This is a genomic window from Nonomuraea sp. NPDC003707, assembly GCF_053587055.1.
This window is the reverse complement of the sequence record NZ_JBSFNK010000003.1, coordinates 156975-182566: the sequence shown is the minus strand read 5'-3', so window position 1 is coordinate 182566 and position 25592 is coordinate 156975. Positions and strand designations below refer to the sequence as shown.

The window sequence follows — 25592 nt, the reverse complement described above, 5'->3', positions numbered from 1 at the left end:
ATGAACGCCGGGCTGCTGGTCGGTGGCGTGCTCGTCGGGCTCGTGGTGCTGGCGGCGGCGGTGTCGTTCTTCTGGACGCCGCACGACCCGACGCTCGTGGACGCGGCGCGCAAGCTGCGGCAGCCGGGCGGCGGCTACCTGCTGGGGGCCGACAAGTTCGGCCGCGACACCTTCAGCCAGATCATGGTCGGCGCCCGGACCACGCTCTACGTGGGCATCGTGGCCGTCGGCATCGCCGCCGTCATCGGCACGCCGCTCGGCATGATCGCCGGGATGACGCCGCGCGGCTGGCTCTCCGAGCTGATCATGCGGGTCAACGACCTGGTGTTCGCGTTCCCGGCGCTGCTGCTGGCCGTCATGCTCGGTGCGGTCTACGGGCCGGGCACGCTCACCGCGATGATCGCGATCGGCGTGGCCACCGTGCCCGCGTTCGCCCGGGTGGCCCGCGCCGCCACGCTCCAGGTCATGGTGACCGACTACATCCTGGCCGCCAGGGCCGCCGGGCGCCGCCGCCCGGCCATCGCGATGCGCCACGTGCTGCCGAACATCGGCTCCGTGCTCATCGTGCAGGCGTCGGTGTCGTTCGCGATCGCGATCCTGGCCGAGGCGGCGCTGTCGTTCCTCGGCTTCGGCACCCGCCCGCCCACCCCGTCGTGGGGGCGGATGCTGCAGGAGTCGCAGGAGCTGCTGTTCTCGACCCCGCGCCTGGCGCTGTGGCCCGGCCTGGCGATCGCGCTCGCGGTGCTCGGCTTCAACCTCCTCGGGGACGGCCTGCGCGACTACCTCGACCCGAAGCTGAGGAGGGTCCGTGCTGAGAGTTGAGGGGCTGACCGTACGGGCCGATTCCCTCGAATTGGTGCACGAGGTGTCGTTCTCCATCGGGCCCGGCGAGCGGGTCGGGCTGATCGGCGAGTCCGGGTCCGGCAAGTCGCTGACCGCGCTGTCGCTCATGGGCCTGCTCCCCGAGGGCGTCACCGCCTCGGGCACGGCCACGATGGGCGGGAACGACCTGGTCGGCGTGCCCGAGAGCCGGCTGAAGCGGCTGCGCGGCCAGGACGTCTCCATGGTCTTCCAGGAGCCCATGACCGCGCTCAACCCGCTCATGCGCATCGGCGCCCAGGTCGCCGAGGTCATGACCCTGCACGGCACGCCGCGCGCGCGGGCCCGGGAGAAGGCACTCGACCTGCTGGAACGCGTACGCCTGCCCGAACCGGCGCAGATCGCCCGCGCGTACCCGCACCAGCTCTCCGGCGGCCAGCGCCAGCGCGTCATGCTCGCCATCGCCCTGGCCAACGAGCCGAGCCTGCTCATCTGCGACGAGCCCACCACGGCGCTCGACGTCACCGTGCAGAAGCAGATGCTGGGGCTGATCGCCGAGGTCGCGCCCGCGCTGCTGTTCATCACCCACGACCTCGCCGTCGTGGCGTCGGTGTGCGAGCGGGTCCTGGTCATGTACGGGGGCCGCGTCGTCGAGAGCGGCCCCATCCGCGAGGTCTTCACCCGGCCCCGCCACCGCTACACCGAGGGCCTGCTGGCCGCCTCCAGGCTCACCCCGCGCGGCACCCGGCTGCCCACCATCAAGGGCAGCGTGCCGCCGGCCGGGCAGTTCCCCGGCGGCTGCGTCTTCCGCAACCGCTGCCCGCACGCCACCGCCGAGTGCGAGACCGTACCCGCGCTGACAGGAGACGGCCATGCCCACGCATGCTGGCACCCCGCTGATTGAGGCCCGCGACCTCAGCCGCGTCTACCACCGGCCCCGCACCTCGCTCACCAAGGCGGGCGCCGCCGTGCACGCGCTCAAGGACGTGTCGCTCACGGTGGGCCGGGGCGAGCGGTACGGCATCGTCGGCGAGTCCGGCTCCGGCAAGTCGACGCTGCTGCGCCTGCTGTGCGGGCTCGATCAGCCGACCGGCGGGTCCATCCTCTTCGACGGGCAGGAGATCGCCGGCAAGCCGGAACGTCGGCTGCGCTTCCTGCGGGAGAACCTGCAGATCGTCTTCCAGGACCCGATGAGCTCGCTCGACCCCCGCATGCGCGTCCGGGACCTGGTCGCCGAGCCGCTCGTCGCGCTCGGCCTGCCGGTCGGCGACCGGGTGACCGAGCTGCTGGAGGGGGTCGGGCTGCCCGCCTCGGCCGCCGAACGCTACCCGCACCAGTTCTCCGGCGGGCAGCGCCAGCGCATCGCCATCGCCCGCGCGCTCGCGCCCCGGCCGAAGGTGCTGGTGGCCGACGAGCCGGTGAGCGCGCTGGACGTGTCCGTGCGCGGGCAGATACTCAACCTGCTGGCCGATCTCGTGGACGAGCTGGGGCTCACGCTCGTGTTCGTCTCGCACGACCTGTCCGTGGTGCGGCACGTGTGCGAGACGGTCGCGGTCATGAGCCAGGGGGAGATCGTGGAGAGCGGGCCGGTGGACGAGGTCTGGGCCGCGCCCGCCCACGCCTACACACGTACGTTGCTGCAGGCCGTACCGACTCTGGAGGGATTGTTTTGATCGACGTCGATGCCGACGGAGTGGTGGGGTTCACCCAGGAGCTGGTGCGGATCCCCAGCACCAACGACCCCGGGCGGCGTGAGCGGGCCGCCGCCGAGCTGGTGGCCGCCAAGATGCGGGAGTGGGGCTGGGAGCCCACCGTGTACGAGGTGGAGCCGGACCGGCCGAACGTGGTGGCCGTGGTCGAGGGCGGCGGCGGTGCCGGGCCGACCCTGATGTTCGAGGGCCACACGGACGTGGTGACCGAGGGCGACCTGTCCACCTGGACCGTCGACCCGTTCGGCGGGGAGATCCGCGACGGGAGGTTGTGGGGGCGGGGCAGCGCCGACATGAAGTCCGGCCTGGCCGCGACCCTCTACGCCACCCGCGCGTTGCAGCTGGCTGGACCGTTCCCCGGGCGGATCAAGGTGTGCGCGCTGGCCGACGAGGAAGGCCTCATGATCGGCGCGCACCACTTCGTCTCCGAGGGGCTGACCGCCGACGTGGACGGCGCGATCGTCGCCGAGCCCGAGGCGGGCGAGATCTGCGCGGTGGCCAAGGGCGCGCTGCGGCTGCGCGTCGACTTCGCCGGCAAGATGGCGCACGGCGCCATGCCGCAGCACGGCCGCAACCCCCTCCCCGCCGTGGGCTCGCTGCTGGTGGGGCTGGGGTCGCTGCAGGAGGAGCTGCAGGGACGGCACCCGGCGCACGAGCATCTCGGCGAGGTGTACGTGACGCCGACCGTGCTGCGGGCCGGCTCCGAGGAACAGGTGAACGTGATCCCGGCGGCCGCCTCGGTCTTCGTGGACGTGCGGACGATCCCCGGGGTCGAGCACAAGCTGATCGCCGACCGGGTGGCCGCGCTCGCCTCCTACGACGGGATCGCCGCCGAGGTGTCGGTGCTGGTGGACCGGCCGCCGGTGGACGTGCCCGTGTCCGACCCGGTGGTGGCCGCGCTGGCCGCCGCCCACCGTACCGTCACCGGCGCGGAGCCCGTCTACGGCGGGGTGCCCGGGTCCACGGACGGGACCGTGCTGACGCACTGGGGCGGGATCCCGTCCGTGGTGTACGGGCCCGGCGGGAAGTGGATCGCGCACCAGGCGGACGAGTTCGTGGAGGTGGCCGAGATCGTCCAGTGCACCCGCGTCTTCGCCGAGGCGGCCCGGCGCTTCCTCAACGGGGACTTCTGATGCGCGCTGGGCCTTCCAACTCGCTGACGGACGTGGCCGGGCTCCGGGTCGGCCACGCGCAGCAGGTCGGCGGCGGCTACCGCACGGGCACCACCGTCGTCCTGGCCCCTCCTTCGGGGGCCGTGGCGGGGGTGGACGTGCGGGGCGCCGCTCCCGGGACCCGCGAGACCGAGCTGCTGGATCCGCGGAACCTGGTGTCGCGCGTGCACGCCGTGGTGCTGACGGGCGGGAGCGCGTACGGGCTGTCGGCGGCCTGCGGGGTGGTGGAGCGGCTGGCGGACGCGGGCATCGGGTATCCGGTGGCCGGCGGGGTGGTGCCCATCGTGCCGGCGGCGGTCATCTTCGACCTGGGGCGCGGTGGCACGTTCCGCGCCGTCCCGGACGCCACCTTCGGCACCGCCGCCCACGACGCCGCCACCCCGGACGGTGGGTCGGCCGCTCTCCCGCCGTCCGTGGCGGGGGTCCCTCGGGGGAGGAGCGGGACGGGCTCGCCGGACGGCGTCGTCCCCGTCCGAGGGACCGTCACCCTCGACGGCGGGGTGGGGAATGGGTCGGTCGGGGCCGGGACCGGGGCCAGGGCCGGTGGGCTGGCCGGAGGGGTGGGGACGGCGAGCGTCGTCCTGCCCGGCGGCGCCACCGTGGCGGCCCTGGTCGTCGCCAACCCCGTAGGCTCGGTCCTCGACCCCCGCGACGGCACGCTCGCCGGCGCGAGGTACGGCCTGCCAGGCGAGTTCGACCACCTCCAGCCCCCGCTCCAGGCGGAGATCGACGCCTGGCGCCCGCAGAACGCCCCCTCCTTCAACACCACCATCGGCGTGGTGGCCACCGACCTCACCCTCACCAAGGCCCAGTGCGGCAAGCTCGCCGCGGTCGCCCACGACGGCCTGGCCAGGGCGATCAGGCCGGCCCACACCATGACCGACGGCGATACGATCTTCGGCCTGGCCACCTGCGCCGGCCCCGAGCCCGACCACGACACCCTGCAGGAGGTCCTGGCGGCGGGGGCCGACGTGTTCAGCCGCGCCATCGCGCACGCCGTCCTCGCCGCCACCGGCCACGAGGACGCGCCCGCCTACCTCGACGTGTTCCCCAGCGCCCAACGGAAGCGAGCATGAGCATCGACACCGCATGGCCGTCCGGCCTGCCCATCGGCGACGGGTGGGTGGAGACGGCGGAAACCGACGACGTCACCTTCCCGTACGACGGCTCCCTCGTGGCCACGGCCCCGAGGGGCGACGCCGGTCTCGCCCGGCGGGCCGTGGACGCGGCCCTGGCCGTCGCGCCCGCCATGGCGGCGCTCCCGTCGCACGCCCGCCGCGCCGCCCTCATGAAGGCCCACGACGCGCTCGCGGCCAACCGGGAGGAGTTCGAGCGGCTGCTCGTCCTCGAGACCGGCAAACCGCTGGTCGACTGCAGGGTCGAGGTCGCCAGGACGCTCGTCACGCTGGCCACGGCCGCCGAGGAGGTCGCCAGGCTGCACGGCGAGACCGTGCCGCTCGACCTGCTGCCCTCGGGGGAGGGGCTGGTCGGGTTCTGGACGCGCCGCCCGATCGGCGTGGTCGTCGGGATCACCGGCTTCAACTACCCGCTGCTCCTCGCCGCCCACAAGATCGCCCCGGCCGTGGCCGCGGGCTGCCCCGTGATCGTCAAGCCCGCGCCCGCGACCCCGCTGGCCACGCTCTGGCTGGTGCACCTCATCCGGTCGGCGGACGCGCTCCCCCCGGCCGCCGTGCAGCTCGTCACCGGGGACGTCGAGGTCGGCAGGACGCTGGTGGAGGACCGCCGGATCGGCGCGGTCTCGTTCACCGGCTCGGCCGCCGCCGGGCACGCCATCGCCCGCAACGCCGCCCCCACCAAGGTCCTGCTGGAACTGGGGTCGAACGCGGCGCTCGTCGTGGCGGCCGACGCCGACCTGGAGGCCGCCGCCGACGCCGTCGTGCGCGGCGGTTACTACGCCTCCGGCCAGGCGTGCATCTCCGTCCAGCGGGTGCTGGTCGAGGAGCCCGTACGGGAGCGGTTCGTGTCCTTGCTGGCCGACCGCGTCAAGAACGTCACGGTCGGCGACCCCCGCCTGGCGGAGACCCGCGTCGCCCCGCTCATCGACGAGGCCGCCACGGACCGCGTGCTGGAGTGGATCGCGGAGTCGGGGGGCGAAGTGGTCACGGGCGGGCACCGCGACGGCCGGGCCATCGCGCCGACCGTGCTCGCGGGCGTCGGCGACGGGGCCGCCGCCTGGGACGAGGAGATCTTCGGGCCGGTGGTGTGCGTGCGCCCGGTGCCCGACCTCGACGCCGCCTTCGCCGCCGTCAACGAGTCGCGGTACGGCCTGCACGCCTCGGTGTTCACCCGGTCGCTGGCCACGGCGTTCGCGGCCATCGAGCGGATCGAGGCCGGGGGAGTGGTGGTCAACGAGGTGCCGGGGTTCCGGGCGGACAACATGCCGTACGGCGGCGTGAAGGACTCCGGGATCGGGCGCGAGGGGCCCCGCTTCGCCATCGAGGAGCTGACGGTGACCCGGATGGCGATTATCCGGCCCGCCTAGCGGGTGGTCATGGCGACCGGGTCGCGGGACCCGGTCGCCGGCGCCTTTCTAGTTGGGCGGGTCGAAGCGGCCGTCCACGGCGGTCCAGCCGCCGTCCACGTACAGGACCGAGCCGGTCACGAAGCTGGCCGCGTCGCCGGCCAGGTAGACCACCGCGCCGGCCATCTCCCGCGCCGTCGCCCACCGGCCGAGCGCGCTCTTGTTCGCGTACGCGGCGTACCAGTCGGGGTTGTCCTTGATCTGCCTGGTCAGCGGCGTCTCCACCACGCCGGGCGCGATGGCGTTCACCCGCACCCCGTGCGGCCCGAACTCGGCCGCCGCCGTCCGCAGCAGCTGCACCAGGCCCGCCTTCGTGGCCGAGTAGACGCTCTGCCCCGGCTCGGTCACGGACGCGCGGATCGAGGCGAACCCGATGATCGACCCGCGCCCGCGCTCGACCATGCCCGCCCCGAAGGCCCGCACCACGTCGAACGAGGCCCGCAGGTTCAGCCCCACCACCCGGTCGAACTCCTCACCGGAGTAGTCGAGCAGCCGCTTGCGGACGTTCGTGGCGGCCGTGAACACCAGCACGTCGGCGGGCTCCTCCCCGGCGGCCCTCTGCACCTCGGCGGCGTCCAGCACGTCGAGCAGCCGGGCGTCGCCGCCGCACGCGGCGGCGGTCTCCTCGGCCGAGGCCAGGTCGCGGTCGGCGCACACCACGGAAGCCCCATGGGCGGCCAGCGCCAGCGCCGCCTCCCGGCCGATCCCGCTCCCCGCCCCGATCACCACGGCCCGCCGCCCATCCAGGCGGAACAGCGCGTCATATCCCATACGAGGCACCCTAGCGACTGGTCCGACCAGTGCACCAGGTTGGGGGTCAGCGCGTCTCCCATTCGGCGCGCGTCAGCTCGTACTCCACCTCGCCGTGCTCGGCCCCCGGGAGCGGGTCCTCCCACTCCAGGTGGAACGTACGGGCGTGCCGCAGCCCGCACTTCTCCATGACCCGCCGCGAGCGCACGTTGACGGCCATGGTCTGGGCGTAGACCCGGCGCGCGCCCAGGTCCCGGAACGCCTTGTCGATCAGCGCGAGCGAGCCCTCGGTCGCGTACCCCCTGCCCCAGGCCGACTTGTGCAGCCGGTAGCCCAGCTCCGGCTCGTCGTCCGGCGAGCCCTTGGGTGCGCGCAGGTGGAACCACCCGAGAAACGCCCCGGACGGCTTCTCGACGGCCGCGAAGAAACCCGAATCGATGAACCTGGGCAGCGTCTCCCGGACGATCACCTCGCGCGGCGTGGGCTTGCCGCCGTTGAGGAACTCCATGACCTCGGGGTCGTTGTGGAGGGTGAAGAGGTGGCCGGCGTCGGACTCGGTGAAGCGGCGCAGGATCAGCCGCCCGGTCTCCAGATAGATGTGCACCGGCAAACGCTAGTGAGCCGGTGGCCGCGCCTTCGACAGGTTTTCCGACAGCTCGCGCAGCCGGGCCCGCGCCCCGGCGTCGTACGCCTGCTCCAGCGCCTGCGAGGGCCGCAGGCCGTCGAAGAAGCGCCCGGACACCTCGTCGAGCTCGGGGTCGGTGATCAGCCGCGACGTGGCCTCCACGCCCTCCCGCAGCTCGCTGACCGGTGTGGCGACCATTTTGGTCGGCATGTACGTGGCCGGGTGCAGGGCGTTGGCGGTGACCCCGGTGCCCGCCAGCTCCTCGGCCAGGTCCACGGTGAACATCACCTGCGCGAGCTTGCTCTGGCAGTACGCGCGCACCCCGCTGTAGCCGGCGGCCTGCATGACGTCGCCGAAGTCGATCGGGGCCTGGCCGAGGCTGCTGACGTTGACGATCCTGGACGGGGCCGACTCGCGCAGCACCGGCAGCAGGAGCCGGGTGAGCAGGTAGCCGGCCAGGTAGTTGACCGCGAAGCGCAGCTCGTGGCCGTCCGCGCTCTCCTGCCGCGCCCCGCCGCCCGGCACGGTCGTGCCGATCCCCGCGTTGTTCACCAGCGTGTCGAGGTCCTTGTGGTCGGCCGAGACGGCCTGCGCGAGCTCGCGTACCTCGTCGAGCGAGGCCAGGTCGGCGCGGCACCAGTGCAGCCGCGCGGCGGGGACGGCGGCCCGGATCTCCGCCAGCGTGTCGTGGCCGCGCCGGTCGTCGCGGCCGTGCACGAGGACGGTCGCGCCGCGTGCGGCCAGGTCGGCGGCCAGCGCCCGGCCGAGCCCGTCGGTCGCGCCGGTGACGAGGATCGTCCGCTGCTCCATGGGACGCATGCCCACCACGGTATCAAGACGGAATTTCGTTCTCTGGTACTCTGCCGCAATGGAACGCAATTCCCTCACGGCTACCGTGCGGGCCAGGCTCTCCGGACTGCACGACGCCGAGGCGCGGGTCGCGCAGGTGGTGCTCGACCAGGGCGCCGGGCTCGTCCGCCTGAGCGTGAGCGACGTGGCGCGGCTGGCCGGCACGTCGGCGTCCACCGTCGTACGGGCGTGCCGGCGGCTCGGGTTCGGCGGCTACCAGGAGCTGAAGATCGCCTCCGCCCGCGAGACGCCGCGAGTGCCTGAGCCCCAGGACGACCGCGACCCGCTGGCCGCGACCGTACGGGCGGCGCAGGAGGCGCTCGGCGGGCTGGGCGCCACACTGTCGCGCGACGACCTGAACGCCGCCGCCGGGGCGCTCAGCGGGGCCGCCCGGGTGCTGTTCGCCGCCACCGGCCTGTCGGGAGCGGTCGCCGTCGACGCCGCCTACCGGCTGCGGGCCCTCGGCCTGCCGGTGGACCTGCCGCCCGACCCGCTCACCGCGCACCTGGCCGCCGAGCTGCTGCCGGAGCCGTCGGTCTGCCTGGCGATCAGCCACAGCGGGGCCACCCGCTCCACCGTCGACACCGCCCGCCGCGCCCGCGCCGCCGGGGCGCGGGTCGTGGCGATCACCAGCTACGCCAGCTCGCCGCTGGCCGAGGAGAGCACCTGGGTGCTCGTCGGCGGCGGGCAGGACCTCGTCTTCGGGATGGAGGCGGTCGCCAGCCGCCTGGCCCACCTCACCATCGTCGACACGCTGTCCATGATCGTGCTCGCACTGCGCGGCGGCGCGGCCGAGCGGGCGGTGTCGGCCTCCGCCGACGTCACGGCGGACCACAGCTACTGAGAGGGCACAGTGACCAGTCAGACTTTCGACATCGCCGGTGAGCTGCGGGTCAACCGGCTCGGGTACGGCACCGGCATGCTCACCGGGCCCGGCTACTGGGGGCCGCGCCTCGACCCGGACGAGGCCGTCGCCATCCTGCGCCGCGCCGTGGAACGCGGGGTGACGCTCGTCGACACGGCCGACAACTACGGGCCCGACCTGGCCGAAGAGCTGGTGGCGCGGGCGCTGCACCCGTACCCGGACGATCTGGTGGTGGCGACCAAGGGCGGCGTCGTCCGTACGGGCCCCAACGTCTGGCACGTCTCCGGGCGGCCCGAGCGGCTGCGCGCCATGTGCGAGGCGAGCCTGCGCCGGCTCAAGACCGACACCGTCGACCTCTACCAGCTCCACCGGATCGACCCGGACGTGCCGCTGGCCGACCAGCTCGGCACGCTGGCCGAGCTGCGGCAGGAGGGCAAGATCCGGCACATCGGCCTCGACACGGTCACCGTGGAGGAGCTGGAGCGGGCGCTGGAGATCACGGAGATCGCCTCGGTGCAGAACCGCTTCAACCTGCTGGACCGCGAGTCCGCGCCGGTGCTGCGGGCGTGCGAGGAGCGCGGGCTGGCGTTCCTGCCGTGGTTCCCCCTGGGCAACGGCTCGCTGGTCCGCGACGGCCTGCCGGAGGCGGCGCGGCGGCACGGGGCGAGCGCCGGTCAGGTGGCGCTGGCGTGGCTGCTGCACCACTCGCCCGTCATCCTGCCCACGCCGGGCACCGGGTCGCTCGCCCACCTGGAGGAGAACCTGGACGCGGCAGCCGTCGAGCTCACCCCCGACGACCTGGCCGCCCTGGACGCCTTCCTGCCCTAGCGGCGGCGACCAGCTCGTAGGGCGCCGGGTCGGGCTTGCAGATTTCTATAAGACGCGGCATGAGAAAGGCATGCCCTTTGCGGGGCGGCCCTTCGGGTGCAATGTGGGAAGGAACCTCAAAGTTGCCCAAGACCAGCTGAGAGGAACTCATCATGCGCGCGAACGTCGGTGACCACCTGATCGTCCACGGCAACGTTGTCGGCCACGGAGACCGGATAGGCGAGATCATCGAGACCCGGGGCGAGAACGGCACGCCACCGTTCCTGGTGCGATTCAAGGACGGACACGAGCAACTCGTCTTCCCGGGACCGGACGCGGTGGTCGAGCCCGCCGAGGCCGTCTGACCGCCGTCCTCGAGTTGAGCCGTGCCGACCCACACCACACGAATCCGGCCCCGGCCGACCCACAGCCGCCCCACGACCCGCAAGCCCAGACGCTTGGCCACCGCCCATCTCCACACACTCGACCGAGCTCAGAGATCACGGCGAAACCGTACTGGACCCGCCGGGAACGTCAGCTCAGGCGGGCGCGCAGGGCCTCGGTGAACCAGCCGAGGGCGGGGCTCAGCGGCTCCGGCGAAGGCCAGCCGTTGATCACCGCCAGCAGTTCGAGGTAGTGGTCCCTGCGCGGGTCGTCCGCCTCCTCCAGCCGGTCCAGCAGCCGCCGCCGGAGGGCGGGGTCGTCCGGGAGGCCGAGGTCGCGGGCGTACGCGGCCGCGACCGCCGCCACCACGGAGTCCGCCTCGGGGGCCTCGGGGGCGAGACCTGCCGCGAGGGCCGGGCGGGCGTGGTCGCGGGCCAGTGCGGCGGGGCCGGGGCGCGGGGGCGCGTCGGCCTCGCCTCGTTCGGCCGCGTGCCGGGCGAGGATGCGCCGGACGGCGGCCCGGAAGTCCGGGTCCTGCGCGAGCTCGGCCAGCTCCACCCAGGCCTCCACCTGCTCGGGCGAGGGGTCGTCGGGCAGCTCGGGCGTCATCGAGCGCATGATCCCGGCGAACCCCGGAACGGTGTCCAGGCCGTCGAAGGCGGCCTCCAGGAAGTCGTCGACGAGGCGGCGGCGTTCGTCCTCGGAGAGTCTTGCCAGTTTGTGCATGAGATCCATTTCCTCGGGGCTGGAGCCGCGCCTGGCCACCGCCGTGAGCACCGCGCGCCGCAGCCGGAGTGTGCGGATCTGCACGGCCAGCGCTTCGGCGTGCGCCGCGGCGACCTCGGGGAGCGAGACCTCGCGTGCCACGACCCGCCGGATCGTGGGCAGGTCCACTCCCAGGTCGCGCAGCGTCCGTACGAGCTCCAGGCGTGCGACGGCGTCGAGGTCGTAAAGGCGGTACCCGGTGGGGCTGCGGTCGGTAGGCGGCACGATCCCCCGATCGGAGTAGAACCGGATGGTCTTGACCGTCAGCCCGGTGCGCCGGGCCAGGTCACCGATGGAGTAGAGCGCCATGTCTCCACCTTCCCGCCTCCCCTAGATGGAGACTCAACCGCTTGACAGCGATCCTGAAAATTGGGGTCCCATGTGCAGGCGGGTTTGACTACCTGTGAGGAGATGTGGTCGCATCGTGACCTATGTTTCTGATGGGATGAATTAGACCGGTCCGGGGGAGAACGTTTCATGCCGCACGCCCTTCTGCGCGTGCTCGCTTCGACGTCCATCGCAAGCGCCACAGTCCTGGTGGCCCTGCCACCGAGTGCCCAGGCCCAGACGCTGGGCCACACCCAGGTGAGGGTCCAGCCCGTGCCCGCCGTGCAGGAGCCGCCGGCCGCCGCGGTCAGCGTTCCCACCCGGCCCTCGCTCGCCGTCAGGCCGGCGGGCACCGGGCGGGTGGGGCCCGACGAGCCCGAGGTGACCACGCCCGCCGGGCCGCGGCTCATCGACGAGGTCACCTCCGAGGCCGCCTCCGTCCAGGAGGAACAGGGCTTCGGCAGGCAGGCGCCCGACGTCCGGAGTGTGCTGCCCGACACGGCGGACGCCGAGCCGCTGACGCTGATCAAGCCGCTGGCGCCGATCCTCAAGGCCTTCGACGGGCTGGGTGGGCTGGGCAAGGTGGTGCCGGGGCTGACGTACCGGCTCTGCGTCCAGAGCGAGGCCGTGCCGGTCTCCTGCTCCATCTCGCAGCCGGTCGCCACACCGGCCGTCGCCGACGTCACCGGCGACGGCAGGCCCGACCTGGCCGCCGACCTCGTGCCCACGGCCAACCCCCTGGAGGGGGCGGCCGGGCTGGGGTTCGCGGTCAAGCGGCTGTCGCAGGGGCAGGTCAAGGCGCTGGTCTGGGCCGAGTACGACGGCAAGGTGTCGGTCGGGTTCGACGGCCTGCGGCACGGCGCGTCGCTGTCGGCCTTCGACTGGGGGACGTTCGGCGTCGACCTGACGGGCAAACAGGTCAAGGCCAGCGTGAAGCGTACCGATCCCGGGAAGTCCGCGGCCCTGGTCGCGGGGCTGACCGGCCGCAGCGTGGTGAGCCTGCGCCAGACGCCCGCCACCGAGAAGCTCAGCGTGACCGCCGCGCTCGACTCGCCCTCCCTGGACGTCCACGCCTCCGCGCCCGCCAAGCTGGAGGCGCTGGCGGTGAACGGCCGCCAGTTCACCCAGGCCGTGCTCGACCGCATGCCCGCCCGCGCCTCGGTGCGGCTGTCGGACGGCGAGGTCCGCTTCACCAGCCCGTCCTCGATCGCCCGCGCCCGGCTGCACAGCTTCACCTACCGTGACGGCAAGCTGGCCAGGGTGCTGAGCGCCCAGGTCAGGAAGGTGCCGCCGACCCTGACCGCCAAGTACGCGGCCGCGGACGGCAAGCAGACCCTGACCGTCGAGTCCGCCAAGGGCCGGGCCGGGGCGGCCTCTCTGCTCTTCTTCGACCGGGCCGCGGACAAGACCGTGCTGAGGACCGAGCTGAGCGACCTGCCGGCCAAGGTGCGCCTGGTCAACGACCTGGCCGAGCACCGCGTCACGCACACGACCAGCTCACCCATCGGCCGGTTCGCCGTGGTGCTCCAGCGCAACGAGGGCGCCATCTCCAGCCCGCGCGGCGGCCACGTCACCATGATCAAGAAGGGTGACGCGGTGGGGGTGTCGGGGCTGCTGTCGGGGCTGTCCGGGTTCGACGTCACGTACGGGGCCGTGCCGCACGCCCACCTGGAGGTGGGCTCCAGCGGGCGCTCGTTCGTGGGCGCGGCCAGCATCGACGGCACCCACGTGGCCCGCCTGGAGATCTCCAACACGCCCGCCACCGTGGACGTCACCCTCGACCCCGCGAGCCGGAAGGCCGAATACCAGGCCAGCGGCGTGATCCGCAGCATCCGCGCCGCCTACACGAATCTCGAGACGGGCCCCACCGTCGACGGCACCGTCCTGGGCGTGCGCGACGACGTCAAGGCCTCGTGGGAGCTGGGCGAGCGCTCGACCGTCAAGGTCGCCACGTCCGCCAAGATTGACCAGATCAAGATTTATGCCAATAAAGCGCACGTGACCTCGCCGTCCGGGGAGGACCTGGAGGCGACCGTCGAGGGCGTGCGCAAGAGCGTCGAGCTGGTCGCCGACACGGGCGCCCGGACCCTCACCTGGACCGCGGACGCGCCGGTGGCCAAGGTCTCGGCCCTGGCCAGGGTCAAGATCGGCGACCGGTACGCCAGGGCCGCCGCCGAGGTCAGCGGCGTGCCGGCCCGCTTCGACGCCTCGTGGGACCCGGCGTCGTACCGCTTCCGCGGCCTGTCCGGGCCGGTCGGGTCGGCGGAGGTGGCGTTCACCAACCACGACGGCGCCAAGGCCCCCACCGGGCCGCACCTGTCGGCGCACTACAGCCAGGCCACCGGTGACCTGGACGCCAGCGTGCTGGTCAAGGGGCTCAAGCAGGTCGGGTTCACCCCGGCGGCGCAGGGGTTCAGCGCGGACTTCCGCTCGGCCCGGCAGAGGCTGGCCGTGGACGCCGACGTCACGCAGGGTGACGCCCGCTTCGGCCTGATCGGCACGCTCGGGCCCGTGCCCGGCCGCCTGTCGGTCACCTCCGACGGGGGCAAGCTCACCTACGCCGGCTCGCGCCTGGACGTGCGCGCTCGCGCCTGGCTCGGCAAGGCCGGGGCGCTCGACCGCATGCGGGCCGCGCCCGCCGTGCCCGGCGGCGTGTCCCTGGTGGACGGCGGCTGTGCGGCCGGATCCGCGGGCTGCTCCCAGGGGCCGTTCTGCACGCCGGATCGGGGCTGCTTCGGCCTGCAGGGATACCTGGACGTGAGCGGGCTGCCGGACCAGGTGACCGTGGACATGACGGGTAAGACGTTCGCGTTCTCGGGGTTCAGCCCGCGGCGCAAGAGCCTCGGCGTCTATCTCGCCAGCAGCGTCCTGTCACCCGTGCCCGTCAAGGCCAGGGCCACCCTGACCGGGCTGCCCTCCCAGATCACCAGCATGTCGCTGGGGCCGTTCGGCGTGGCGCAGGGCAACGCCGTGCAGGCCGCGTACCGCATCGAGCCCGCCGCCACGCTCGGCGCGCTCGACGTGCAGGCCGAGGCCGGTGACCTGCGCGGGCACGTGTCGATCGACCCCGTGCCGGCCTCGGTGTCCGTCCAGGGCACGTACGGCGCCCAGACCCGCATCCGCGTCAACAACTCCGCGGCCGTCAAGCGCCTGGACGCCAAGGTCACCCTGGCCGGGAAGGGCACCGGCGAGCTGCGCTTCGCGGACGTGCCGGCCTCGTTCGGGGTGGACGCCGACGCCTCGGCCGCCGGGCTGAGCGTGCCGGCGCTCACCTACAAGTCGAACGTCAGCACCCTCGACGGCTACCTCGGCGTGGAGGGCGGCCTCGTGGACCCGCAGGGCAGGCTCGGGGACGTGTCGTTCGCGGTCAAGGACCTGGCCGCCGACACCACGATCCGCATGAACCCCGACCAGTCGCTCGACCTCGTCTCCCGTCCCGTCCCCACGGGCCGCCTGTCACTGCACGCGGGGCTGCGGATGGACGCGGTCGCGCCGCAGCAGATCTCCGTGAGCAAGGAGGTCCCGTACACGACGGGCTTCCTCACCTACAACGTCGGCGGGAAGTTCGGGCTGCAGGCGAGCGCGGTCAAGGACCTGTCGCTGGACGCGCAGCGCGTGTCGTGGCTGCGCATCCGGCCCGGCAAGGTCCCGTTCGGGCTGAAGGCGCCCCCGGCCCTCGGGTACGTCGCGCCCGGCTTCGAGGGCGACTACGGGCAGCTCAAGCTGGCCGCCAAGGGGGTGGACCTGCGGCCCGAGGTCTCCCTGGACGTGCGGCTGAGCAGGGAGGTCGGCAGCGACGTCTTCCGCGACTCGGTGCGGCTGGCCCCCACCGACTCGCTCGCGCTGCGCCGCTACGACCAGCGGATGCGGCGGATCGGCGCCAAGCAGGAGATCAAGGCGGCGGGGATCAGCCTGGCGTGCGTGACGGTGGACGCCAAGCCCGGCTTCGCGGCCGGGAACGGGTCCAGCTCCATCACGCTGCGTGGCGCCGACGGGCCCCAGATGGTGTCGCTGCTGGATCCGGGGGGCCAGGTGCCGGACTACGCGGTGGACCTGCTGACCCACTTCATGAGCCCGTTCCCCGGGGCGGAGTGGAAGGTCGCGGGCACCAAGGCGGGCGGCTGCGACCCCGAGCGCCGCCCGGCCTCCCGCTGACCCGGCCCTGCTGGCACGGCCCTGCTCACCCGGCTGACCGCCGCGCCCGGCGCGGCGGTCAGCTCGGGCCGCGGTAGCCGGGCGGCGGGCGCTCGCCCTCGTACGCCTCCACCGGGCGCCCGGACAGGAACGCCCGCAGGACCCCGAGGTACGGCTCGCTCGCATAGGCGTCCGTGGAGGCCTGGTCGTCGAGGTAGGCGAGCGTGGCCGACGGCAGCGCCCGCCGGTAGGCCATGGCCGACGTCCAGCCCTCCTCGTCACATCGGCTCTTGACGATCAGCACGGGGGACTTCGCCTCGGACAGGCTCAACGGGAGCGAGGAAGGCGCCGTCCGCCCGGTCAGGCCGACGTACCCCCCGGATCCGGTCGTGGCGGCGGCCGGGCACGGATGCGGCTCCCCCTGACGGACGAGGCCGAGGTAGGCGTCCAGCTCGCGGTCACCCGCGAAGGCGTGCGCGGCCTGCGGGTCCACCTGCAGCAGCGTGGAGACGGCGAGCAGGCGCGGATCCGGCGAACCGCCCGGCCCGAACATCGCCGCCAGCTCGACCTCGCCGTCCGGTTTCCGCTCCGGCGGCAGTCCGGTGGGGGAGGCCAGGACGGCCTTCGCCACCCGGTCGGGGTGCGCGGCCAGGTAGGCGGTGGCGAGCTGCGCGCCGTAGTCGTGGGCGATGAGGTTCAGCCGGTCCGCGCCCACGGTCTGCCTGATGGCCTCCAGGTCCTCCACGTCGCGCGTCAGGCCGTACTCGCGCGGGTCCCGCAGCCGGGCCGAGCGCCCGGCCCCGAGCTGGTCGTAGACGTACACCTGGTAGCCGTCCGCCGTCAGCTTCCTGAAGAAGGCCGAGGAGGCCGCCAGGTCGGCCACGCCGGGCCCGCCGTGCAGGAACACCACGGGGTCGGGGCGCGTGACCCGCTTCGGCGCGAGCCGTACGTACGCCAGCTCCGAGCCCGTCGCCAGCCGCCACTCGCGCTGCCCCGCCACCGGCGCCGGGGGAGCGGAGGGCTGCGGCGGGCGCAGCGTGGCGACGCCGACCGGCCACACGACGGCCGCCTCCACCCCGAGGATCACCAACGCCCGCAACCAGCGCCCCCACACGGCCCTCGGCCTGGGCACGCACAGCAGCAGCCCCAGGAAGAACACCGACGCGAAGACCGCCAGCCCCGTCACCGTGAAGGTGGTCGCCTCCGCGCCCACCATCGCCATCCCGGCCAAAGTGGCCAGCCCGAGGACCGGCGACAGGGCCAGCACTCCGGCGCCCGCCACCGCCCGTCCGGCCAGCCTGGCGAAAGAAGCCACAAGGGGACGTTAGTGCACCCCACGGGTTTCGGTCAGGTGGATGGGATTCCGGACGCGGAGTGGGATAGCGCTTACCGGCGGGATGAGGTGAAATATCAGCGTCCCTCTACAACGCTGGAGATTCCGTGCCACTGTTCGACCTGCCGCTTGAGCAACTCCGCAGCTACCTCCCCGAACGCGACGAGCCCGCGGACTTCGACGCGTTCTGGTCACGCACCCTGGCCGAGGCCAGGGAGTTCGACCTGAGCGCCGAGTACGTCCCGTACGACCTGCCCCTCGCCACCGTCGACGTGTTCGACGTGTCCTTCTCGGGCTGGGGCGGGCACCGGATCAACGGGTGGTTCCTGGTGCCGCGCGGCGTCGAGGGCCGGGTGCCGTGCGTGATGCACTACATCGGCTACAGCGGCGGTCGCGGGTTCGCCAAGGACCACCTGTTCTGGCCGTCGGCCGGGTACGCGGTGTTCGTGATGGAGACGCGCGGCCACGGCGGCGCGAACGCCGGCAGCCCCGGCGCGACCGGGGACCCGCACGGCAGCGCCTCGCCGCAGGCGCCCGGCATGATGACCCGGGGCATCCTCGACCCGGACGACTACTACTACCGGCGCGTCTTCACCGACGCCGTCAGGGCCGTGGACGCGGCCCTCGAGCACCCGGCGGTGGACGCGAGCCGGGTCGTCGTCTCGGGCGGCAGCCAGGGCGGCGGCATCGCGCAGGCCACGGCCGCGCTGCACCCGGCGGTCAAGGCGGCGCTGATCGACGTGCCGTTCCTGACCCACTTCCGGCGGGCGGTCGAGATCACCGGGAAGGACCCGTACCAGGAGCTGGTGCGTTTCCTCTCCACCCGCAGGGACACCGCCGAGCAGGTCTTCCGCACGCTGTCGTACTTCGACGGGCTCAACTTCGCCGCCCGCGGCCAGGTGCCCGCGCTCTACTCGGTGGCGCTGATGGACGACGTCTGCCCGCCGTCGACCGTGTTCGCCGGATACAACCACTGGCAGGGCCCGAAGGAGATCTCCGTGTGGCCCTGGAACGGCCACGAGGGCGGCGGCGGCTTCCAGACGGAGGAGCAGCTGCGCTACCTCCACAAGCTCCTCAGCGACGGCTGACGGGCGCGCCCGCCGTGCCGGTGCGGCACGGCGGGCGCCCATGTCACGCCATCTGATCCTTGACCAGGAACGACACGCTTCCCTGGTCGTCGGCTCCGGCGTCCAGTGACTTGTCCTCCAATACGGTGGCGGCCACGGGGTCGAGGTAGACGCGCGCCCCCTCGGCCTCGACGACCTCGTCCGCCGGCTCCGGAGCGGTGGCCAGCGTAAGGGTGAGCGAACTCGCGCCTTCTCCCTGAGACGAGATGCGGATCCCGCTCTGGGCAGGCTCGGGCGCGGACGCGGTGAGATCGCGGATCGCCTGGGCAGCGTTGGCTGTCAGGGTGAGCACTACGGCTCCTCCTCACGGTCGACGTTCAGGAGTTGCCTGCCCTTCCCCCAACTTTCCAGCTCAACCCTTCTTGGCTGTTTCTTTACTCAGATTTCCTGGAGCTCCCTGTGGAGAATGGGGGCCATGGACTTCGCGGAGCAGAGGCAGGCCATGGTGGCGCACCTGCGGAAACGCCAGGACATCAGCGATCCCGTGGCCGCCGCGCTGCTGGCGGTGCCGCGCCACCTCTTCGTGCCCGGCGTCGACCCCGAGGACGCCTACCGTGACGAGCCCATCGTCACCAAACGTGACGACGCGGGCCGGCCGATCAGCTCGTCCTCGCAGCCCGCGATCATGGCCACGATGCTCGACCAGCTCGGCGTGGAGCCGGGGCACCGGGTGCTGGAGATCGGCGCGGGCACCGGCTACAACGCGGCGCTGCTGGCCCGCCTCGCCGGGCCCGCCGGGCACGTGGTGAGCGTCGACATCGACGAGGACATCGTCGCGCGGGCCGGACGGCACCTGTCCGCCGCCGGGGCGGAGCGGGTGGAGGTGGTGTGCGCGGACGGCGTCCAGGGGTACGCGGAGCGGGCCCCGTACGACCGCGTGATCGCCACGGTCGGCGTGTGGGACCTGGCCCCGGCGTGGCTGGAGCAGCTGGGCGCGGGCGGGCGGCTGGTGGCGCCGCTCGACCTGCGGGGCGTGCAGGTGTCGGTGGCCCTCGAACGCGCCGGCGACCACTGGGCCAGCCGGTCGGCGGCGCCGTGCGGGTTCATGCGGATGCGCGGGGCGTTCGCCGGACCCGAGGCGATCGTGGTGCTGCGCCAGGACCCCGAGCTCATGCTGGGCCTGCCCGAGTGGCGCGAGATCGGCGACGTGCTGGCCGCGCTCGACGCCGAGCCGGACGAGGTCGCCGTCGCCGGGGGCGAGGAGGTGGTGTACGGGCCGGGTGTCACGCTGTGGCTGGCCCTGCGCGACTCCCGGTGCTGCGTCCTGACCGGCAGGCTGGGGCAGGGGTACGGCATGAGCATCGGCCTCGTGGACGGTGACGCCATCGCGCTGCTCGGAGGGCGGGGCGCGCACGTGGCCCGCGGCCGGGGGCCCACCGGCCCCGGTCTGGCGGCCCAGGGCCACGGGCCGGGCGGCGCCGCGCTGGCGGCCGACCTGGCCGGGCACGTGCGGGCGTGGAACGAGGCGGGCCGCCCGGAGACGGGCGACCTGCGCATCCACGCCTATCCCGGGCGCGCCGGCGACGACGGTGAGGGGGCGGTCATCCCGAAGCGCCACACAACCCTGGTGGTCACCTTCAACTGACAGTCCACCCGCCGTCGCGGATGAGGTCGCGGCCGCGCAGCTCGTTCGCCTCGCGCCAGGCCTGCAGGCGCACCGGCGTGATGCGGAAGTAGTGGTACGACTCGGGCTCCTTGCGCGGGTCGAAGCCCGTCTTCGCCGCGAACGCGTCGCCGACCTCGGCCGGGATCTCGGCTTCGGGGATGGCCTCGGCCGTGCCCTCGACGAGGACGACGTCGCGCACCAGCCCCACGCCCACGCGCAGCCGCCCGGAGGCCAGCAGGTTGCGAGCGGTCCGGCTGGCGCTGACGGTGGAGATCAGCAGGGTCGCGCCGTCCCACAGGAACGACAACGGCACCAGGTACGGCACCCCGCCCTCGTCCGCCGTGGCCACCCAGGCGTCCACGTCGTTCTCGAGCCGGTCGAGGGTGTCCCGCTTGCGCTGGTGGGGCGTGCGGGGATCTGGCTGGGTCATCCGGGCTCCGGTCACATCGGCCTCATGGTCGTCGTCATTATCGTTCGCGCCCGGCTCCGCGCGCCCCGGGGGTGGGATGTCGGGTTTTGGGGGAAGGGGTGATTACGCACTGTATTTGAGTCGTATCACAATGTTATAGGAAATGCTCATGCGCACACTGTTGCTGGCCGCCGTGGCCCTCGCCGCTCTCGGGGGCTGTGCCGACGTGCCGACGGACACCGCGGGCCTGGTGTCGCGTACCGACACCCAGCCGTCCGAGCAGGACAAGGCCTGGATGCGGGGCATCCACGAGGCCAATCTGGCCGAGGTCCAGGCGGGGCAGCTCGGGGTGGGCAAGGGGAGCACGGCGCGGATCAAGGCGATCGGCAAGATGCTCGTCGTGGACCACACCAAGCTGGACACGCAGGTGACCAACGCGGCCACGCGGCTCCGCATCCCGCTGCCCATGTCCCCGAGCGCCGACCAGCGCGCGATGCTGGCCGAGCTGCAGGACTCGCCGCGCGACGAGTTCGACCAGGACTTCACGGCCGCCATGATCAACGCGCACCAGCAGACGCTGGCGGCCACGAAGGTCGAGATCTCCCACGGGACCTCGCCGACGGTGGTGGCGCTGGCCAGGACGGCCGAGCCGGCGCTGGTGGCGCACCTGACCGCGTTGCGGCAGTCGGGGGGTGGCCAGCCCACGCAGATGCCCACCGAATCGTCCACCGAATCGTCCATCGGCACGCCCACGGAGACGACCCCGGGGCCGGAGACGCCTCACGGCGAGTAGAGCTCGATCTCGTTGAGCATGCTGCACGTCCGGCCGAGCTCCGGCTCGCAGCCGGAGGTCGGCTCAGTGACGATCTTGATGTGCCGGCCGGTGCGGTCGATCTCCTCGTACCGCATCGCGTAGTCCGTCCGGTCCGTGATCGTGACGACGGGCTCGCCCCAGGAGCGGCCGTCCTCGGAGACGTACACGCGGGCCCCGGCCGGATGGCCCGGGCGCAGGCTGAGGCCGATCCGGGTCAGCGCGTACGGGCGGTCCAGGTGCAGCACGTACCGGCCGCGGCCCCGGGCGACGGCGCTCGACCAGTAGCCGGTGCTGCCGTCGAAGGCCCCACCGGGACGGCTCCTGGGCCGGCCGGTCCAGCGCATGGTGGTCTCGACGCTCAACCGGCCGCTCCGGCGCATCGCGGCCAGGTCCAGCAGGCCGGGGCCGGGGGGATCGATCGTGAACAGCTGCCGCTTGATCGCGTACCAGCCGTGGTTCTCGAAGCGCCCGTGCGCCGGGCAGGCGGTCTCGTCCAGCAGGCCGTCGCGGCGCACGCCCGGCAGCTTGCAGTTGTCGAACACCTGGATCAGCCGGTGCGGGCCGAGCGCCGCGATCCCGGTGTAACCGGACGAGCCGTGGACCGGCCAGATCCCGTCGCGGTTGTGGTACGTCACCCGCGGCTCCAGCCACTCCTCGCCGAGCCCGTCGGGGGAGACGGCCAGCCAGTTGTCCGGGCGCCCGGCGCTGAGCACGAGAACGCCGTCCGGCATCAGCAGCAGCCGGGGCGCCACGCCGCGGACCACGCAGTCCTGCCCCGCGAAGCGCAGCTCGCCGACCGGCGACCAGGTGCGCCCGCCGTCGGTGGAGCGGCTCTGGTGCAGCGTGGAGAACCGGCCGCCGTCGCGGCGCAGCACCGCCAGCAGGCTGCCGTCCATCGTCTGCGCGATGCTCGCCTCGTTGTAGACCAGCCCGTCGGACGGCGGCCCGATCACGCCGCGCCGCTCGAACGTCCGGCCGCCGTCCCGGCTGGCGTACAGCTCGGCCTGGTACATCCCGGTGTCGCGGTACTGGGCGTACATCGTGATCAGGATCGTGCCGTCGGCGAGCTGCACCGGCAGCCCGTGCGTGGCCCCGCCGGGCAGCAACTCGCCGGGCGTGGTCAGCGCCGCCTCCGAGCGCACCCAGCTCTCCCCGTCCTCCAGCGACGAGGTGGTGAGCACACCCAGCGTGCCGGTGTGCGGGCCGGTGACCTGCAGGTAGTACTCGGTGGCGAAGTAGCGGCCGTCGAGCAGCTGGATGGGGGCCTCGCGGAGCGGCGTCAGGTTCGCCGGGCCGAACGCGAGCCCGCCGTCGTCGGAGACCGCGACCGAGTTGGTGAGGGTGACGATCTGGTCCACGTTCGTGGTGAAGGTGCTGATCACCTTCTGCCGGGGAGCCCCGCCGGGGCCCACGACGTCGAGGACCGAGACGTTCGGGAAGCCCGCGAAGTCGAGCCGTTCGGACTCCGTCGGCTCACGGTCGACGGGCGGCGGATTGGGATGAATCCAGTCGGGTGAGGAAGCAGTATCGATCAGGTAAGCCTCGCCCGGGATGGACGGCTGGGAGTGATCCGGTAGCTGGCAGTAACCGGCCGCCGCCTGCGTCGCGTCGGGCGGCGCGGGCAGTCCCGCGGCCACCGACAAGGCCACGACCACGGATCTTGGCACCCACACCGGCTCGCTCCCCGCATCTCTCCCGAACTGACCGAACCGTTCGGACTCTAGATGATCCACGCTCCGTAACACCGGATTCACCTGCGGGAAGTCGCGGGTTCACGGCTGCCGCCGATCGGGCGGCGGGGGACCCATGCTGGTTTTGTTAAGTACCAGTTGACAGAAAACCCCTCTCTGACGACGATCGGGACGGCACTATTAAGTGTCAATTTACGTAGGCCGTGGGTCGGGAGGTGGCCCCAGATGAGCATCGAGCCGAGGGCGAGAGTGGCCCCAGAGCGAGTGCTGCCAGGCCCGGTGCCTCTGGCGCCGGAGACAGCCGCCCAGCAACGGGTGGTTCAGCGAATCTGCGCCAGAGTGGCGCCCGCCGGCGTGGACGTCGGCGTCGACGAAGTACCCCCGGGCGGCCTGCAGGTGTGGATCGACACCCCGGTGCCGGTCCCCGCGCAGGAGTCCTGGGTGCTCTACCACCGCATGGCGCGCGAGGTCGCGCTGGTCGGCTGGCACTGCGAGGCCGACGCCGACCGGCTGCTGGTCCTCGGCTGGAGCGCCGCCTGCCTGCACAACCGCGTACGCCTGCTCCAGAGCGGGCTGCGCCGGCTGACCGACTTCGAGTCGACCGCGCAGCGGGCCGTACAGCTCGAAGGGCGGCGTCCGGACGAGCCCGCCACGGAGATCGTCGCCGCCGTGAACGCCTCGGTCGAACGGCGGCTGCGCTGGCCCGAGCGGCTGGCCGAGCTCGACGGGTTCGAGCGCAGCTCTGGGCTGTCCCACCTGCAACTGCTCCTCGCCCAGGTCATCGGATTGGAGGCGAAGGTCTCGGCCGCCTGCGCGGAGCACCTCGTCATGGCGCGGGTGCTGGCGCGGGCCGTCTGCGAGCAGTACGCCCGCCACTCAGACCTGTCGCGCGCCCAGCGCGACGTGCTGCTGGAGTCGCGCCGATGGGTGCACGCCAGCTCCATGATCCGAGGCTCGGCCGGCGCCCGGCCGAGCACCGGTGGCACCGCCGGCCGTCCCCACATGGGGCTGGCGGAGCGCCGCATCGCCGCGAGCGTCATCAACCACGGCGTGCCGCGGGCGACCCCCGCGGCCGTCACTCCGGTGGTCGACCACCTCGACCACAGGGAGGGCGCACGCTGACCCAGATCCGCTCAACGGCGAGCGGTCGCCCGGAAAAACCCCATCGAGTCCGGTAGGAGAGCTCCCGTCATGCGAACCCCCCCGCACCTGCCCGCCAGAACCATCCGCGACACCCGGGACACCGACATCCGGCCCCGCCGGCACCCCTACGGCCTGCACGAGGTCCCCGTGCAGTCGGCGCCGCTCGGAACCCTCGACCTCCCCGACACCACCACCGAGCCCGACGAGTACGTCGAGCAGCGGCTGCTCGGCATCAGGGAGATGTCCAACCAGGCCATCGGCTCCATCGACGACCTGCTCCAGCACACCGCGTGAGCCGAAAGAGGAGAGTCATGCAGGACCTAGAGCGACTGGAGCTGAAGTCGCACGACGTCGGGGGTCACCAACCGCGTTCCTTGGCGGGCATCGACGCTCCGCGCAGCCTCGACGAGGTACGCGCGCTCGTACGGCAGTCCATGAGGACCGGCCGCCGCCTCTACCCGATCAGCACCGGCAAGAACTGGGGCATGGGCTCGGCCGTGCCGGTCACCGACGACAACCTGGTCGTCGACCTGAGCGGCATGAACCGCATCCGCGGCCTCGACCTGGAAGCCGGCTTCGCGGTCATCGAACCCGGGGTGACCCAGGCACAGCTCGCCGAGGCGCTGCACGACACCCCCTGGATGCTGAACGTCACCAACTCCTGCGCCGACACCTCCGTCGTCGGCAACGCCCTGGACCGCGGCGACGGCACCTTCCGCTCCCGGGTGCACGACGTGGCCGGGCTGGAGGCCGTGCTGGCAGACGGCAGCGTGGTCACCACCGGCGGGCTGGACCCGGCGGGGCGCTACCACGGCCGGGTCGCCGGGCCCGACCTGACGCCCGCCTTCGTCCAGCACAACCTGGGCATCGTCACCGCCATGGCCGTCGCCCTCGTGCCGCGCCCGCAGACCGTCGGCCTCGTCTACGGCCGCATGCCGCGTGCCCAGGTCGGCGTCGCGCTCGACGCGATGGCCGGATTCCTGCGCCGCGGCAACCCCGCCGACGGGATGTTGCGCGTGCGCGAGCTGGCGCTCGTTCCGAGCCACGGCGACTGGTTCCTGCCCAGGGGAGTCGACCCCGACCTGTTCACCGTCATGGGGCCGCTGCTCGGCAGCGACGCCGCCGTCGAACTGGCCGAGGAGCTGCTGCGCAAGGCGCTCATCGAGGTCGAGGGCGCCGAGTCGCTGCGCGTGGTCGACGCGGCCGAGGTGGGCCCCGACGACCCGCTCTACCCGAGGGCGCTCATGTCCCAGGGCATCCCCACCTGCCTGGGCGTGCGCAACGCCCTCCGCGTCACCTCCTGCGACCAGATCGACGAGGGCCAGACCGGCTTCCTGGCGTTGATGCCGCTGATGCCGACGCACGCCCGCAGGACCGAACACATCCTGGCCGCCCTCCAGACGGCCGTGGACGCGCACACCACCGCGCTCATGGTCGAGTGGAACCTCGTCAGCCGGCACATGGCCAACGGCGTCATCCAGATCTTCTTCGAACGGGGCGCGCCGGACGCCCCCTACCGCGCCCACCAGCTCCGCAACGACGGCAACTGCCTGCTGCGCAGCCACGGGTGCGCCATCTACCGCTCCGACATCGACCACGCCGCCGCCGACGTGTGGTCGGAGACCAGCACCGCCAGCCTGGGCATGCTGCACCGGCTCAAGACCGCCCTCGACCCGGACGGCCTGCTCTCGCCCGGCCGCTACGGCGCATAACCGAACGAC

The 25592-nt window shown here is 73.0% G+C and carries 24 protein-coding genes; 16 read left to right on the top strand and 8 right to left on the bottom strand.

All coding sequences use genetic code 11. The features are described from left to right. The 6 genes from ACWDRB_RS08500 to ACWDRB_RS08475 are packed head-to-tail and all read left to right on the top strand — an operon-like array spanning position 1 to position 6203. On the top strand, positions 1 to 822 hold the full coding sequence (locus tag ACWDRB_RS08500) for an ABC transporter permease (RefSeq protein ID WP_364249474.1): 822 nt from the start codon (positions 1 to 3) through the stop codon (positions 820 to 822). Next, on the top strand, positions 809 to 1723 hold the full coding sequence (locus tag ACWDRB_RS08495) for an ABC transporter ATP-binding protein (protein ID WP_449892470.1): 915 nt from the start codon (positions 809 to 811) through the stop codon (positions 1721 to 1723). The genes ACWDRB_RS08500 and ACWDRB_RS08495 overlap by 14 nt, the downstream gene beginning before the upstream one ends. Next, positions 1692 to 2492, top strand: a complete 801-nt coding sequence (locus ACWDRB_RS08490; RefSeq protein WP_449892469.1) for an ATP-binding cassette domain-containing protein — start codon at positions 1692 to 1694, stop codon at positions 2490 to 2492. Before ACWDRB_RS08495 ends, ACWDRB_RS08490 begins: the two co-directional genes overlap by 32 nt. Continuing rightward, the gene (locus tag ACWDRB_RS08485; RefSeq protein ID WP_449892468.1) at positions 2489 to 3661 is read left to right on the top strand and encodes a M20 family metallopeptidase; all 1173 of its coding nucleotides are present in this window, start codon (positions 2489 to 2491) and stop codon (positions 3659 to 3661) included. The genes ACWDRB_RS08490 and ACWDRB_RS08485 overlap by 4 nt, the downstream gene beginning before the upstream one ends. Next, on the top strand, positions 3661 to 4776 hold the full coding sequence (locus tag ACWDRB_RS08480; protein WP_449892467.1) for a P1 family peptidase: 1116 nt from the start codon (positions 3661 to 3663) through the stop codon (positions 4774 to 4776). The genes ACWDRB_RS08485 and ACWDRB_RS08480 overlap by 1 nt, the downstream gene beginning before the upstream one ends. Next, on the top strand, positions 4773 to 6203 hold the full coding sequence (locus ACWDRB_RS08475; protein WP_449892466.1) for an aldehyde dehydrogenase family protein: 1431 nt from the start codon (positions 4773 to 4775) through the stop codon (positions 6201 to 6203). The genes ACWDRB_RS08480 and ACWDRB_RS08475 overlap by 4 nt, the downstream gene beginning before the upstream one ends. A 48-nt stretch (positions 6204 to 6251) precedes the next feature. On the opposite strand, the gene ACWDRB_RS08470 is transcribed toward ACWDRB_RS08475, so the two are convergent. Genes ACWDRB_RS08470 through ACWDRB_RS08460 form a run of 3 tightly spaced genes read right to left on the bottom strand, consistent with a single transcriptional unit; the run spans position 6252 to position 8436 of the window. Then, entirely contained in the window at positions 6252 to 7013 is a 762-nt protein-coding gene (locus ACWDRB_RS08470; protein WP_350727847.1) for an SDR family NAD(P)-dependent oxidoreductase, read from the bottom strand. 46 nt (positions 7014 to 7059) lie between these two features. Further along, a complete protein-coding gene (locus tag ACWDRB_RS08465) occupies positions 7060 to 7596 on the bottom strand; it encodes a GNAT family N-acetyltransferase (protein WP_449892465.1) in 537 nt (178 codons plus the stop codon). 9 nt (positions 7597 to 7605) lie between these two features. After that, entirely contained in the window at positions 7606 to 8436 is an 831-nt protein-coding gene (locus ACWDRB_RS08460; RefSeq protein ID WP_449892464.1) for an SDR family NAD(P)-dependent oxidoreductase, read from the bottom strand. 49 nt (positions 8437 to 8485) lie between these two features. On the opposite strand from ACWDRB_RS08460, the gene ACWDRB_RS08455 reads away from it, so the two are divergent. From ACWDRB_RS08455 to ACWDRB_RS08445, 3 genes are all read left to right on the top strand, one after another. Further along, complete coding sequence (locus ACWDRB_RS08455; RefSeq protein WP_449892463.1) at positions 8486 to 9310, top strand: MurR/RpiR family transcriptional regulator; 825 nt, start codon at positions 8486 to 8488, stop codon at positions 9308 to 9310. A 9-nt stretch (positions 9311 to 9319) separates the two neighbouring features. Further along, the gene (locus ACWDRB_RS08450; RefSeq protein WP_449892462.1) at positions 9320 to 10159 is read left to right on the top strand and encodes an aldo/keto reductase; all 840 of its coding nucleotides are present in this window, start codon (positions 9320 to 9322) and stop codon (positions 10157 to 10159) included. Positions 10160 to 10311: 152 nt separating this feature from the next. Further along, positions 10312 to 10503, top strand: coding sequence for a DUF1918 domain-containing protein (locus tag ACWDRB_RS08445; protein ID WP_350727853.1), 192 nt, complete (start codon positions 10312 to 10314; stop codon positions 10501 to 10503). 169 nt (positions 10504 to 10672) lie between these two features. On the opposite strand, the gene ACWDRB_RS08440 is transcribed toward ACWDRB_RS08445, so the two are convergent. Then, positions 10673 to 11596, bottom strand: coding sequence for a MerR family transcriptional regulator (locus ACWDRB_RS08440; RefSeq protein ID WP_449892461.1), 924 nt, complete (start codon positions 11594 to 11596; stop codon positions 10673 to 10675). Between the two features lie 168 nt (positions 11597 to 11764). On the opposite strand from ACWDRB_RS08440, the gene ACWDRB_RS08435 reads away from it, so the two are divergent. Then, on the top strand, positions 11765 to 15769 hold the full coding sequence (locus ACWDRB_RS08435) for a hypothetical protein (protein ID WP_449892460.1): 4005 nt from the start codon (positions 11765 to 11767) through the stop codon (positions 15767 to 15769). A 58-nt stretch (positions 15770 to 15827) separates the two neighbouring features. Here the strand turns inward: ACWDRB_RS08435 and ACWDRB_RS08430 are convergent, their stop codons facing one another. Then, on the bottom strand, positions 15828 to 17063 hold the full coding sequence (locus tag ACWDRB_RS08430; protein WP_449892459.1) for an alpha/beta hydrolase: 1236 nt from the start codon (positions 17061 to 17063) through the stop codon (positions 15828 to 15830). A 125-nt stretch (positions 17064 to 17188) separates the two neighbouring features. Here ACWDRB_RS08430 and ACWDRB_RS08425 point away from each other — a divergent pair, with 125 nt between their 5' ends. After that, the gene (locus ACWDRB_RS08425; RefSeq protein WP_449892458.1) at positions 17189 to 18169 is read left to right on the top strand and encodes an acetylxylan esterase; all 981 of its coding nucleotides are present in this window, start codon (positions 17189 to 17191) and stop codon (positions 18167 to 18169) included. Between the two features lie 43 nt (positions 18170 to 18212). Here ACWDRB_RS08425 and ACWDRB_RS08420 read toward each other — a convergent pair whose 3' ends face one another. Then, a complete protein-coding gene (locus ACWDRB_RS08420) occupies positions 18213 to 18500 on the bottom strand; it encodes a HesB/IscA family protein (RefSeq protein ID WP_364249511.1) in 288 nt (95 codons plus the stop codon). A gap of 123 nt (positions 18501 to 18623) precedes the next feature. On the opposite strand from ACWDRB_RS08420, the gene fxlM reads away from it, so the two are divergent. Next, positions 18624 to 19793: a methyltransferase, FxLD system gene (gene fxlM, locus ACWDRB_RS08415; protein ID WP_449892457.1), complete on the top strand. Its 1170-nt coding sequence runs from the start codon at positions 18624 to 18626 to the stop codon at positions 19791 to 19793. Here fxlM and ACWDRB_RS08410 read toward each other — a convergent pair. Beyond that, a complete protein-coding gene (locus ACWDRB_RS08410) occupies positions 19786 to 20244 on the bottom strand; it encodes a pyridoxamine 5'-phosphate oxidase family protein (RefSeq protein WP_449892456.1) in 459 nt (152 codons plus the stop codon). The genes fxlM and ACWDRB_RS08410 overlap by 8 nt on opposite strands. A 148-nt stretch (positions 20245 to 20392) precedes the next feature. On the opposite strand from ACWDRB_RS08410, the gene ACWDRB_RS08405 reads away from it, so the two are divergent. After that, positions 20393 to 21016 carry a DUF4142 domain-containing protein gene (locus tag ACWDRB_RS08405; RefSeq protein WP_449892455.1) on the top strand — a complete coding sequence of 208 codons (624 nt, stop codon included), beginning with the start codon at positions 20393 to 20395 and terminating at the stop codon, positions 21014 to 21016. Here the strand turns inward: ACWDRB_RS08405 and ACWDRB_RS08400 are convergent. Then, positions 21004 to 22704 carry an exo-alpha-sialidase gene (locus tag ACWDRB_RS08400; RefSeq protein ID WP_350727862.1) on the bottom strand — a complete coding sequence of 567 codons (1701 nt, stop codon included), beginning with the start codon at positions 22702 to 22704 and terminating at the stop codon, positions 21004 to 21006. The genes ACWDRB_RS08405 and ACWDRB_RS08400 overlap by 13 nt on opposite strands. A gap of 363 nt (positions 22705 to 23067) precedes the next feature. On the opposite strand from ACWDRB_RS08400, the gene ACWDRB_RS08395 reads away from it, so the two are divergent. The 3 genes from ACWDRB_RS08395 (at position 23068) to ACWDRB_RS08385 (ending at position 25583) form a co-directional block, all read left to right on the top strand. After that, a complete protein-coding gene (locus ACWDRB_RS08395; RefSeq protein WP_350727863.1) occupies positions 23068 to 23850 on the top strand; it encodes a hypothetical protein in 783 nt (260 codons plus the stop codon). Positions 23851 to 23919: 69 nt separating this feature from the next. Next, on the top strand, positions 23920 to 24165 hold the full coding sequence (locus ACWDRB_RS08390) for a hypothetical protein (protein WP_350727864.1): 246 nt from the start codon (positions 23920 to 23922) through the stop codon (positions 24163 to 24165). A gap of 17 nt (positions 24166 to 24182) precedes the next feature. Next, on the top strand, positions 24183 to 25583 hold the full coding sequence (locus tag ACWDRB_RS08385) for an FAD-binding oxidoreductase (protein WP_449892454.1): 1401 nt from the start codon (positions 24183 to 24185) through the stop codon (positions 25581 to 25583). Positions 25584 to 25592: the final 9 nt, after the last annotated feature.

Excerpts from the sequence above, each read along its gene's own strand:
- ACWDRB_RS08435 (WP_449892460.1), top strand. The coding sequence starts at position 11,765 with ATGCCGCACGCCCTTCTGCGCGTGCTCGCTTCGACGTCCATCGCAAGC.
- ACWDRB_RS08470 (WP_350727847.1), bottom strand. The coding sequence starts at position 7,013 with ATGGGATATGACGCGCTGTTCCGCCTGGATGGGCGGCGGGCCGTGGTG.
- ACWDRB_RS08460 (WP_449892464.1), bottom strand. The coding sequence starts at position 8,436 with ATGCGTCCCATGGAGCAGCGGACGATCCTCGTCACCGGCGCGACCGAC.
- ACWDRB_RS08385 (WP_449892454.1), top strand. The coding sequence starts at position 24,183 with ATGCAGGACCTAGAGCGACTGGAGCTGAAGTCGCACGACGTCGGGGGT.
- ACWDRB_RS08490 (WP_449892469.1), top strand. The coding sequence starts at position 1,692 with ATGCCCACGCATGCTGGCACCCCGCTGATTGAGGCCCGCGACCTCAGC.
- ACWDRB_RS08480 (WP_449892467.1), top strand. The coding sequence starts at position 3,661 with ATGCGCGCTGGGCCTTCCAACTCGCTGACGGACGTGGCCGGGCTCCGG.
- ACWDRB_RS08475 (WP_449892466.1), top strand. The coding sequence starts at position 4,773 with ATGAGCATCGACACCGCATGGCCGTCCGGCCTGCCCATCGGCGACGGG.
- ACWDRB_RS08440 (WP_449892461.1), bottom strand. The coding sequence starts at position 11,596 with ATGGCGCTCTACTCCATCGGTGACCTGGCCCGGCGCACCGGGCTGACG.
- ACWDRB_RS08410 (WP_449892456.1), bottom strand. The coding sequence starts at position 20,244 with ATGACCCAGCCAGATCCCCGCACGCCCCACCAGCGCAAGCGGGACACC.
- fxlM (WP_449892457.1), top strand. The coding sequence starts at position 18,624 with ATGGACTTCGCGGAGCAGAGGCAGGCCATGGTGGCGCACCTGCGGAAA.
- ACWDRB_RS08500 (WP_364249474.1), top strand. The coding sequence starts at position 1 with ATGAACGCCGGGCTGCTGGTCGGTGGCGTGCTCGTCGGGCTCGTGGTG.
- ACWDRB_RS08445 (WP_350727853.1), top strand. The coding sequence starts at position 10,312 with ATGCGCGCGAACGTCGGTGACCACCTGATCGTCCACGGCAACGTTGTC.
- ACWDRB_RS08390 (WP_350727864.1), top strand. The coding sequence starts at position 23,920 with ATGCGAACCCCCCCGCACCTGCCCGCCAGAACCATCCGCGACACCCGG.
- ACWDRB_RS08405 (WP_449892455.1), top strand. The coding sequence starts at position 20,393 with ATGCGCACACTGTTGCTGGCCGCCGTGGCCCTCGCCGCTCTCGGGGGC.
- ACWDRB_RS08455 (WP_449892463.1), top strand. The coding sequence starts at position 8,486 with ATGGAACGCAATTCCCTCACGGCTACCGTGCGGGCCAGGCTCTCCGGA.